At 39.2% G+C, this 10654-nt stretch carries 10 protein-coding genes; 5 read left to right on the top strand and 5 right to left on the bottom strand.

What is annotated here, in order from left to right:
- The first annotated feature begins 303 nt into the window (after window positions 1–303).
- The 4 genes from GQR45_RS17520 to GQR45_RS17505 are packed head-to-tail and all read left to right on the top strand — an operon-like array spanning window position 304 to window position 4178.
- Window positions 304–1017, top strand: coding sequence for a YIP1 family protein (locus GQR45_RS17520; protein ID WP_165726610.1), 714 nt, complete (start codon window positions 304–306; stop codon window positions 1015–1017).
- 56 nt (window positions 1018–1073) lie between these two features.
- Window positions 1074–2240 carry an efflux RND transporter periplasmic adaptor subunit gene (locus tag GQR45_RS17515; RefSeq protein WP_165726609.1) on the top strand — a complete coding sequence of 389 codons (1167 nt, stop codon included), beginning with the start codon at window positions 1074–1076 and terminating at the stop codon, window positions 2238–2240.
- Window positions 2240–2947 (top strand): ABC transporter ATP-binding protein, encoded by a 708-nt coding sequence (locus tag GQR45_RS17510; protein ID WP_024594267.1) that lies wholly within the window; start codon window positions 2240–2242, stop codon window positions 2945–2947. The genes GQR45_RS17515 and GQR45_RS17510 overlap by 1 nt, the downstream gene beginning before the upstream one ends.
- On the top strand, window positions 2940–4178 hold the full coding sequence (locus tag GQR45_RS17505) for an ABC transporter permease (RefSeq protein ID WP_101216074.1): 1239 nt from the start codon (window positions 2940–2942) through the stop codon (window positions 4176–4178). The genes GQR45_RS17510 and GQR45_RS17505 overlap by 8 nt, the downstream gene beginning before the upstream one ends.
- Window positions 4179–4191: 13 nt before the next feature.
- Here the strand turns inward: GQR45_RS17505 and GQR45_RS17500 are convergent, their stop codons facing one another.
- From GQR45_RS17500 to GQR45_RS17485, 4 genes are all read right to left on the bottom strand, one after another.
- Complete coding sequence (locus GQR45_RS17500; RefSeq protein WP_101163389.1) at window positions 4192–4521, bottom strand: hypothetical protein; 330 nt, start codon at window positions 4519–4521, stop codon at window positions 4192–4194.
- On the bottom strand, window positions 4518–4829 hold the full coding sequence (locus tag GQR45_RS17495; RefSeq protein WP_101163388.1) for a Bor family protein: 312 nt from the start codon (window positions 4827–4829) through the stop codon (window positions 4518–4520). The genes GQR45_RS17500 and GQR45_RS17495 overlap by 4 nt, the downstream gene beginning before the upstream one ends.
- A 183-nt stretch (window positions 4830–5012) precedes the next feature.
- Window positions 5013–8591 carry a M1 family aminopeptidase gene (locus GQR45_RS17490; protein WP_165726608.1) on the bottom strand — a complete coding sequence of 1193 codons (3579 nt, stop codon included), beginning with the start codon at window positions 8589–8591 and terminating at the stop codon, window positions 5013–5015.
- Window positions 8592–8600: 9 nt separating this feature from the next.
- Window positions 8601–9482: an ABC transporter ATP-binding protein gene (locus GQR45_RS17485; protein ID WP_007584623.1), complete on the bottom strand. Its 882-nt coding sequence runs from the start codon at window positions 9480–9482 to the stop codon at window positions 8601–8603.
- A gap of 187 nt (window positions 9483–9669) precedes the next feature.
- On the opposite strand from GQR45_RS17485, the gene GQR45_RS17480 reads away from it, so the two are divergent.
- Window positions 9670–10347: a nitroreductase family protein gene (locus tag GQR45_RS17480; RefSeq protein WP_165726607.1), complete on the top strand. Its 678-nt coding sequence runs from the start codon at window positions 9670–9672 to the stop codon at window positions 10345–10347.
- Here GQR45_RS17480 and GQR45_RS17475 read toward each other — a convergent pair.
- Entirely contained in the window at window positions 10340–10648 is a 309-nt protein-coding gene (locus tag GQR45_RS17475) for a metalloregulator ArsR/SmtB family transcription factor (RefSeq protein WP_165726606.1), read from the bottom strand. The two genes, GQR45_RS17480 and GQR45_RS17475, sit on opposite strands and share 8 nt — an antisense overlap.
- Window positions 10649–10654 lie beyond the last annotated feature (6 nt).

Here is a 10654-nt window from a genome sequence, read left to right as displayed (position 1 = left end):
TTACGGTGTATCAATTTCGAAAGACGGTTTTACTTTTGGTTTGTCTGATACAGATATGGATGATTCAGATATTAAAGCTTACGTTGCTTATTCTGTAGACTTTAATTTATAAGAAAGAATGTGTTACTTGCTGCGACACGAAGGGCCTTTTGGCCCTTTTCTCGTTTTTGAACAAGCCCCTCACATCTGTTAACAAACCGTTACAATTGAATAAAAACAATACATACATTTTCCTTTATTCTATTACCTAGTCACTGGGCATTTATAACTGCCTAGCCATAAAATAGGTATAAAGGAATAATAATGAAATCACCTAACGCGTTTAGCGCCCTACTCGATATTTATATAAGTCCTAGTAAAGCTTTCAATGGTGTTGAACACGCCAAAGGTTGGTCATGGTTAGCATTTATATGTATTGCCCTTGCTAGTATCGCTAGTGTTTATATTTTTTACTCTAGTGTTGATATGCAGTTTTTGATTAATGAGCAAGTAGCAGCATCAAGTATAGATGCAACAATTGGCGAGCAAAAAGCAATTCGTCAAAGTATAGAGCTAAATGCAGAAAACCAAATTTGGTTTGCTCTGTTTGGCGGCGTAATTGCGCTGGCTATCATGAATGCACTCATGGCACTTTATTATATGCTTGTGGCTAAACAAGATCCTGAATCAGAACATAGCTACGGAGCTTGGTATGGATTCTCTACCTGGACAATGATGCCAGTTGTTATTTCAAGCCTAGGCACAATTGCTCTTGTACTAAGTGCAAGTACAGATCAAATATCTCAACAAGCCGTATTTAGCTACGCATCTATTAACCAATTGATAATAGGACTTGAAATTGGCCATCCTTTTTATAGCTTATTAGAATCAATAAACTTATTTAGCTTTTGGAGCATTGCACTGGGAATGATCGGCTTAAAATGCTGGACTAATTTTTCAACTAACAAAGCACTCCTATTCTCTGCACTTCCTTCAATCATTATTTTTGGTATTTGGGCAGTCATTGCAGCAATGTAACCACTAGATGGGGGTATGTATTGCCTCCGTATTACTTAATTCACGGATAGATAAAAATGAAAAAAGCAATAATCATCACACTCGCTGTAGGCGCATTTATAGCCCTAATTGTGTCAAAGCAAATCTCTGGCGATGAAAAACAAGCCGAAGTAAATATTGCTCAAGTAGAGCTTGGCGACATTGCTGACTCAATAATGGCTTCAGGTAATTTAGTTTTTAATACACAAGTGCAATTACGCTCTGAAGTGACAGGCCGAGTCGATAAAATATTTGTTCAAGAAGGCCAAGGAGTGAAACAAGGTGACATGTTAATGCGCCTTGATACAACTGCTTTTGAATCAGAAGTTACCCGTAGTAAAGCAATCCTTCGCGCCACAGAGATTGAAATTAAACATAGTAGAACACGCCTTACTAATCTAGAGCGCCAACTTAAAAGACAAAAAGACTTATACGATGTCGGTTTAGGTAATCAAGAGAGCTACGAGAACATTGAGAGCGCACGCGATCTGGCTAAAATCGATATTGAATCACGAATAGAGTCGTATAACCAAGCACAAGCGTCACTACAAATTGCGCAAGATCGCTTAAGTAAAAGTGTATTTAGAGCTCCAATGAGCGGCTTGCTTGCATCTGTAAATATTAAAGAAGGTGAAACCGTTATAGCCGGTACTACTAATATTATTGGTTCTGATTTGATGTTAGTAGCCGACCCAAGCGCTATTTTAGCCGAGCTGCGTGTTGATGAAACCGACATTGCGAGTATTAAGCTTAACCAAAAAGCGAATATTTATGCGGCCGCATACCCTAATAAACCATTTAGCGGCACAGTAATCAATATTGGTACTTCAGCTAAAAACCAAGCCGGCTCTCAAGGTTTATCATTTAAAGTAAAAGTATTACTCGATACTACTGAGCGCCAGCTATATGCAGGAATGAGTTGTAGAGCAGAGATCGCAACAAGCATTGCCGAAAACGGTTTAAAACTTCCAATAGAAGCAATCCAAAAAGAGGACGATAAAACATTTGTATGGCGACTAAATAGTGACAACACAGTTAGCAAAATTGCCGTAACTGTTGGAATATCATCTGATATAGAGCAAGCAATTACTGACGGCTTAAATGAGGGCGACAAAATAGTTATTGGCCCTGCGCGCCCAGTAAGTCTTTTGACTGAAGGTGATGTGGTAAAACTTAAATCAGATGCAGACAAGGAAGAAGCCTAATGTCTGCGGTAATCAAGCTAGAGCATATTAATAAACAATACAAAATGGGCTCAGAGGTATTTAAGGCACTTGATGATGTAAACGTACATATAATGCAAAACGAATACGTGGCGATTATAGGACCTTCTGGTTCAGGCAAGTCGACCTTAATGAACTTACTAGGCTGTTTAGATACACCCAGCAGTGGCGAATACTACTTAAAAGATAAACTAGTAAAAAGTATGACCGAGACAGAGCTTGCTCATCAGCGTAATGAAAGTGTCGGGTTTATATTTCAAAGCTTTAACTTAATACCACGTGCAACCGCACTAGAAAATGTAATGCAGCCTTTAGTATATCGCTTTATTCCTAGTAAACAACGCAAGCAACAAGCTCTAGAAGCACTAAAGCGGGTAGGTCTCGGTGATAAAGTTAATCATTTATCTAGCCAGCTATCGGGCGGGCAACGTCAACGTGTTGCTATTGCCCGCGCTTTAGTCACAAAACCACATATATTATTAGGAGATGAACCCACAGGTAATCTTGATAGTAAAACGACCCGCGAAATTATGGATTTGTTTGATGAGCTGCATAACGAAGGTCACACTATTATTTTAGTAACACATGAGCAAGAAATTGCCGATCATTGCCAACGCGTAATTCGTTTAGTGGACGGTAAAGTGGTAAGTGATGTAACTAAAGATGAAGGAATCAAGCAACATGTTTAAATCAGCTCTTGCCATAATGGAAGGCACTAAAGCCGCTTTTTCAGCTATTAAAGCTAATGCAATGCGCAGCGCACTGACTTGCTTGGGCATTATTATTGGTGTTGCCGCCGTAGTTACTGTCGTTGCAGTAATGCAGGGTTTTACAAAGCAAATAAACGATCAACTTGCTGATATGTCGCCAGATGTAACAACAATAAAGCCTTACACCAGTATTGAACTCGAAATGGTTGGTAAAAATGCCAAGCTTACCTACGACGATTTTTTAGCTTTAAAGTCGCGTATAAAAGAAGCTGAAACGCTAACTGCCCTAATGTTTACCTGGCGCTTTTCGGGGGGAGCTGAGTATGGAAATAAAAGCCATTCATCGCGTGTTATCGGTACTGAGCAAGACTATCAAAAAGCGTATCGTACTTATCCTGAACTTGGTCGCTTTATTCGTGCTGAAGACGATGATAAGCGAAGAAGGGTCGCATTTATCGGCCCTTCAATCATAGAAAAGCTAAACCTTCCTGAAAACCCAGTAGGTGAATATATAAAGCTAGGTGGTGAATGGTTTAGAATTATTGGCGTTGCTGAAAAACAAGGTAGCTTATTTGGTTTTGACCAAGACGATTACATTAATATTCCAATTAGTACCATGAGTGCTTTAGAAGGCGGAAGTACACAAACTAATGTGCAAATTATGTTTAGGTTAAATGAAGGTACTAACGAAGAACAAGTGCTTGCAAAAATAACCCGTGTATTGCGCCAACTACATAAACTAAAAGAGAAAGATGAAAACGACTTTGAATTTGAAACCGCTGAAAAATCTCGTGCCCAAATAGATAAATTTACCAGCAGTGCTACTGCTATTACTGCTGGTATTGTTGGAATAAGCTTACTTGTTGGCGGTATTGGTGTTATGAATATAATGCTAGTGTCGGTAACTGAACGCACACGCGTTATTGGTACATTAAAAGCACTAGGCGCAACACCTGGTTTTATTATGCTGCAGTTTTTAGTTGAAGCCGTTGTGCTTTCACTCTTTGGTGGTTTAATAGGACTCATTATAGGATATGGCGCCGCAGGGCTTATTTCGTTTTTAGTCCCTAGTATGCCTGATGCATATATACCAGCATGGGCTGTAATACTATCGTTCGGATTTACATCAATGATTGGGATTATATTTGGTTTAGCCCCTGCTATTAAAGCAGCAAGACTAAACCCTATAGATGCACTGCGTTACGAATAACTATTTTAAATAATTATTTAGCTTTAAATGGTACCTTATTACATTGTACTTCTACTGTTTTAGGGTACCAAGCTGGGCCGATTTGATTCACAACCACCTCAGCTAAACCATTAGTAAACGATTTATACGTATGAACGCTTTGCCACTCCCCTTGTGGGCAATGTGTTGTTAAATCTAACGGCTCTGATCCCTCGTACAACGCAAGTGCAAAATTATGATGCCACTGTGAGCTTTTTAGCGTTTTATTGCTTACTTTGCTCTGTATACCGTTATCAAAGTAAATATTTGTACATCCCGTTAAAATAATCAGTGTGCAGCCGGCTGCAAATAGCTTGATGCTCATAATGTCTCCCCTAGTATTTGCTCTTGGCACCACACTTTAATGGTATGGGGCGAGTATATTCCAAGCGTAATTAAACTCAGCGCTCCATCACTAAACGTTTGTTGTGACTGCATTTGAATAACCGGTGTATTTGAACATATTTGTTTTACGTCTACCCGCTGCTCACCCACTAATCCCCATAAATAAAATGGGCGGCTATCTTCGAAATTAGCTTGGCTCGTTATTTTTGCTGTTGCCTGTGGCTGAATGGTTACCGCAGAACAAGCACTGAGGCTTAATGCTATCGCCCCTATAATTAATGGTTTCATACTCTTCCTTATAAACTAAATACCAGTAAGGTAACTTTATAAGAGAACATAAAATATTAGCGTAAAAAGCTGTGGGGAATATGTAGAAACGCTATGAAGTTTTATACAGTTTATTACACATAAAGGCCGCATAAATGCGGCCCTTAAAGTAGTCAACTTAAGTGGTTAGTAAATAAATAGACGTTAGAATTTAGCTAAATTATTTTTACTGTCTTTGTCGACCAGCTTAATGTAAGGATCTACCCCCGCAAATAATGGTTTTTCTTTTACTTTTAGCTCAATAGTATTGGTACCAGACACTATTTGATGCTTTTGCGAGTAAATAACAAAGTCTTCTGCTAGTAAATTTTCAGGGTCGTCGCTAAATAATGCAATATCAATTAGCTCATCGAGCGGCTGCTCTGTTTCTTCACCTTGTCCATCGGCATGCTGCTTAGTTGCTTCAACGCTCAGTGTTACCGTATAAAAACCTTCGCTATCAACATCATCGGTAACCGACACTTCTTTCATTTCAAGCTCATAAAGCGTTATATATTTAAACTGATCATCAATAAAGCTTTGTTCAGCTTGCGTTGCGTCTTGTTTTAAATAGCTAAGTAAATCAAGCGTAGTTGGGTATGGTGTTGATTGGTACTGAAATTCATTTAAAAATGCTTTGAGTGCATCATTTAAACGTTTTTCACCTAAACGATCATAAGTCGCCATCATCACAACTGATCCTTTATTGTAATGAAGATATTGTTGCGACTGTGTTTTATATAGTGGCATTTCTTCAAAGGCTTCCCCTGTACGCCCTATTAAGTACCTATCAAGCTCATATTTTAAAAACTTACGTAGCTTCTCTGCGCCAAAGCGTTTTCTTAGCACCATTAGCGCACTGTATTGTGAAAGCGTTTCTGACATAACGGCACTGCCCTCTACATTAGCCGCCGATACTTGATGCCCCCACCACTGGTGCGCTACTTCATGCGCGGTAACATAGTAAGGGTAGTCAACTTTACTCTCATCTCTTAAGTCTGTAATAAACCCCATGCTTTCTGAGTAAGGGACTGTATTGGCAAAACTTTGTGCAAACGAGCGATACTTAGGAAATTCAATTATACGTAGCTGTTTATGCTGATACGGCCCAAATGCTTGTGTAAAGTAATCTATCGAGTCTTGTACTGACTCAATCATACGGTCAATATTCCATGCATGATTTTTGTGGTAATACACCTCAATATTTACCCCATTATGCTCAACCTTTTTACTTTCAAGCTCTGCCGAAAGCACCGCATAAAAGTTTAAAATAGGCGCATCCATTTCATAAACAAAAGTGCGGCGCCCGTCTTTTACACTTTCACTTTGTAAATACCCTGGGGTAATAGCAAATTGCGACTCGTCGGTTGTTACCGTTGCCTTAAAGTTAATAAACCCATTAGCTGCACCAAAATTACTTTGTGTATAGTACTGACTGTCTTCTAGCTTATGGGCACGTTCAAGTTCTGGTAAATCATGCTTACGGCGTTCAAATTTATCAGCTACCTGTAAACCACGGCTATAACCAAAGCTAGGGAGGAGTTCCAAGTTATTAATAAAAGTGCCATTGGCAACTAATTGTGTATCAGAACCTTGATCAGTAAAGCCTTTGTGATCGCGAGTAACCGACAGTTGCCCTTCTCTTATTTCGTTTGGCATAAGCGGTTGATCAAACTCAAACCATGCTGAATAAAGCGCTGGTAATTTTTCAACTATCTTACCGCCTGCCATGGCTACATCCCAACTTTTAGCGTGTTGAGGTGAGCTTATTAACACTCGCGTAATTGGCTCGTTAGAGGTATTAGTAAATTTAATTTTTGCCACAGCACTTAAAGCACGCTTTTTTGGATAAATATCAACAGTTAAGTCAACATCGGTCACCATAGGTAGTGCTAAGTCTTTGTATTGTGCAAACTGCTGCTCATAACTTATTTGCTTGTCTTGAAACTCATCGCTCGTAGTAAACTCGTTCAAAACTCTTGTGTTGTTATAAATATTGTAGCCTGTACCAACAAACACTAATGCACTAATAACCGCAATCGCTTGCCCTTTTAACGACATATTATAACGAAGTATAGACAGGCGTGTGCGCAGCGTTTGTGAAGGACCACGATGCCACAACGCAAACCCAACAATCGCTAAAACAAGGCTTAACGCGCCCCAATATAATGTGTACCAATGCGCGCCTTGTAAAAAGTGCCCATAACCATTTATATCAGAATACGGTACACTACTGCTTTGAGAAAAATGATACATATGGTGCTCAAACCCATAAGAACCCATCACTTTTTGCGCTATGTAATACAAAATAAACAAACCCATTCCTACATATTTATTCGGGCTAATAATCTGCAAAAAGAAGGCAAGTACCGTCAGCATAATCAACGGTAAAATCGATAAATAAACAATCCTAAATAAATACTGTCCTAGCTCTAAATTAAATTGACCTTTAAATAACTGAACTGTAATTGTGAGTATCATTCCCACTAGAAACAACCCAGAAATAGCGGCGATTAAAGCCAGTATTTTTGACACCCAAAAAACACTATTATGCACCGGAAAGCTGTCAACAATATCGCCCATGCCACTTTGTCGCTCTCGCCATACAAGCTCAGCACTATAAAAAGCGATAATAACAAACAAAAATAAACCGGAAATACCACTAATAATATTGACCATATTCTGAGTTAAAGGCCAGTTAGTAGTGCCATAAGCACCAATAGGCGCAAACAAAGGAATCATAAGCGTTACAATGCTTACACCCGCTAAAATCATAAATGGCGCGCTAAATATAACTTGTTTAAGTTCGAATATACTGCGCATTATTAGCTGAGATTTAGTACTAACCCCCGCTGATTTATAATTTTTAGCACTGGTGATAAGTGCAGCTTGTTTATTTTGTACAAAAGCAGAGACTTTAAATTGCTTCTTCTGTTTTTTAGTTACTATGCGATTGCTTAGCTTTCCAAGGCCAAAAAACATTGCAACACTGATTGCCACCCACAATATACGGTTAACTAAAAGGTCACCTGTGAGCGTTAGCACTTCTGTGTTTTTATCATTTACAGTCCAATAACGTGTTAAATCAATTAACGAACCAGAGCCAAATGGGTCGGCGTAAACAACAATATTTCTAAATGCTAAATCATCAAAGTAAACGCCGGCAATTTGATAGGCTATAAAAATCACAACAGCTGCTACATACACCGACATCATGGTTTTGAAATAGACCGCTACACTATTAAAAATAGCCGAAAGCACCAGTAAACTTGGCACTGCTAAATAAAGATAAGGCGCAGCGTAGTACATTAGCTTATTAGGACCAATCAATTCGCCATCGAGCCAGCCAACTAATAAACCAAATTGCGACCCTAAAAACACACCCAATGGCACGCTTAAAAACACAATAAGTACAACTAAGTAGGAACCAAAAAAACGCCCTGCTTGATAAGGCACAGGATTAACAGGCTTACTAAAAACCAGCTCATCCATTTTGCTTTCACTGTTGCGAATAGCAGAGCTGGCAACAAAGTTAACCACTAAAAACATCGCAAACGTACAAAATGTAACGGTTAAAAGCATAATAGAGAAAGGCGAGTTCATATGAACATTCGCCCCACCTAACGGAAACTTACTACTGGAGCTTATAAAAAACGCCATAAAAAAGAATATTAATGAGGTCACATAAAACGAAGGCTGACGCGCGAAATAACGCAGCTCAAACGCGAGCATATTAAAAAACATAACGCCTCCTTATGCTACTTGGCTGTTACGATGATTAAGCAGAGTAGAAAAATACACATCTTCTAAATTTGCATTACTTGCTTCAAACCCTTGTGGGGCTTGCTCTGCTATTACATGTAAAATTGTTTTCCCTGCAAATAGGCGCTTAGAAATAACCGGTAATTGCGGCTCAAGTTCTTGCGCTTCTTCTTGGCTCATGGCTTTGCGCCAAATTTGTCCTTGGAGCTTATCGGTAAGCGCTATTGGGTTACCTTCTAGTAAAATCTTACCGCCAGCCAACACCGCCATATTTGGGCAAAGCTCTGCAACATCTTCAACGATATGGGTCGATAATATAACTACTTTTTGCTCGCCTAAGCTTACTAATAAGTTATGGAAACGATTACGTTCCTCTGGATCTAGCCCCGCTGTTGGCTCATCAACTATTAGTAAATCAGGGTCACCCAGTAATGCCTGTGCAATACCAAAACGCTGGCGCATACCGCCCGAAAAGCCACTGACCGCTTTTGAGCGATGTTGATATAAATTAGTGTGCGCAAGTAATCCTTCAACCGACTCTTTACGCTCTGCTTTATTATGAATACCCTTTAAAACAGCCATATGGTCCAGTAAGTCGTAAGCACTAACACGCGGGTACACACCAAAATCTTGTGGTAAGTAACCTAAGCGTTGGCGCAGTGCCTGTGGGTCTTTAAATACATCAATGCCATCAAAAGTAATTGAACCTGAATCAGCCGACTGCAGTGTTGCAATGGTACGCATAAGCGATGATTTACCTGCGCCATTTGGCCCAAGTAATCCAAACATCCCTTTACCGATAGATAAATCAACACCTTGTAGTGCATGTACGCCGTTATCGTAGGTTTTAGATAACCCTGTTATTGATAGCATTTTTACTTCCTTGAGTATAAGTAATTATTTTTATGATGCTTTATATCACAAGCAAAACAGGAACATAAGTTACTTATTGGTTAAATTTGTAACAACAAATAAACACAATTTAAACTCATAACACTTGCCTGCACTGTATTCACTCGGTATAAAAACCACATATACTTTTTATAAGAAGCGAAAAGCCATGCAAGATCACCAAAGCCAACCATTAAACGACTTTATAGAATATCCACACGACGAAATGCTAAATCGTGCTAACGAGTTTTTACAAACCAGCCAACGCCGCCATAGCATTCGTAGCTTTAGCGATCGCCCAGTACCAAAAAATATTATTGAAGCATGTATAAAAGCAGCTGGCACAGCACCTAGTGGAGCGAACCATCAGCCTTGGCATTTTGTGGCTATAAACAGTAGCGATGTAAAAAAACAAATAAGAGAAGCCGCCGAAAAGCTAGAGCGTTCTTTTTACGAAGGCAGAGCAGGTGAAGAATGGTTAGATGCGCTAAAGCCGTTAGGTACCGACGCCAATAAACCTTATTTAGAGCATGCACCTTGGCTTATAGCTGTATTTAGTCAAAAAAAGGGCGGTGTAAGCACCGATGATAAAAATACGAATTATTATGTGCATGAGTCTGTTGGTTTAGCTACCGGCTTTTTAATTCAAGCTTTGCACCGCAGTGGTTTGGCAACCCTTACTCATACTCCAAAGCCAATGAGCTTTTTAACCGACATATGTAATCGCGATAAAGATAATGAACGCCCATACATGCTACTTATTGCAGGCTACCCAAGTGATGATGCAACAATACCGGCTCATGCACTGGATAAAAAATCACTCGATGAAATAGCTACGTTTATTTAGTATTTTCTTGTCGGCAAAACCACTCATATAACAAAGCAATGATCGACTCAACTTTTGGGTCGGTCAATGAGTAATAAATAGTATGCCCTTCTCGGCGAGTAACAACCATATTTGCCTTGCGTAAACTTGCTAAATGCTGAGATAGCGCCGACTGCGCTAAAGGTACATTTTTATTTAGCTCACCTACACTTTGCTCACCTTGTAATAAACTACATAAAATCATTAAGCGATTTTTGTTAGCCATTAATTTTAAAAACTGTTCGGCTTGCTCTGCGTTGACAGCTAGTTGTTCAATATTCATTTTATT

The organism is Pseudoalteromonas sp. SA25, from assembly GCF_011378705.1.
In the GTDB taxonomy this organism is placed as follows: domain Bacteria; phylum Pseudomonadota; class Gammaproteobacteria; order Enterobacterales; family Alteromonadaceae; genus Pseudoalteromonas; species Pseudoalteromonas arctica.
This window is presented reverse-complemented; position numbering and strand designations above follow the sequence as displayed.

What these genes read in the sequence shown, in the direction of transcription:
- GQR45_RS17520 (WP_165726610.1), top strand. Translation starts at nt 304, where the DNA reads ATGAAATCACCTAACGCGTTTAGCGCCCTACTCGATATTTATATAAGT.
- GQR45_RS17515 (WP_165726609.1), top strand. Translation starts at nt 1,074, where the DNA reads ATGAAAAAAGCAATAATCATCACACTCGCTGTAGGCGCATTTATAGCC.
- GQR45_RS17505 (WP_101216074.1), top strand. Translation starts at nt 2,940, where the DNA reads ATGTTTAAATCAGCTCTTGCCATAATGGAAGGCACTAAAGCCGCTTTT.
- GQR45_RS17490 (WP_165726608.1), bottom strand. Translation starts at nt 8,591, where the DNA reads ATGTTTTTTAATATGCTCGCGTTTGAGCTGCGTTATTTCGCGCGTCAG.
- GQR45_RS17495 (WP_101163388.1), bottom strand. Translation starts at nt 4,829, where the DNA reads ATGAAACCATTAATTATAGGGGCGATAGCATTAAGCCTCAGTGCTTGT.
- GQR45_RS17475 (WP_165726606.1), bottom strand. Translation starts at nt 10,648, where the DNA reads ATGAATATTGAACAACTAGCTGTCAACGCAGAGCAAGCCGAACAGTTT.
- GQR45_RS17485 (WP_007584623.1), bottom strand. Translation starts at nt 9,482, where the DNA reads ATGCTATCAATAACAGGGTTATCTAAAACCTACGATAACGGCGTACAT.
- GQR45_RS17480 (WP_165726607.1), top strand. Translation starts at nt 9,670, where the DNA reads ATGCAAGATCACCAAAGCCAACCATTAAACGACTTTATAGAATATCCA.
- GQR45_RS17500 (WP_101163389.1), bottom strand. Translation starts at nt 4,521, where the DNA reads ATGAGCATCAAGCTATTTGCAGCCGGCTGCACACTGATTATTTTAACG.
- GQR45_RS17510 (WP_024594267.1), top strand. Translation starts at nt 2,240, where the DNA reads ATGTCTGCGGTAATCAAGCTAGAGCATATTAATAAACAATACAAAATG.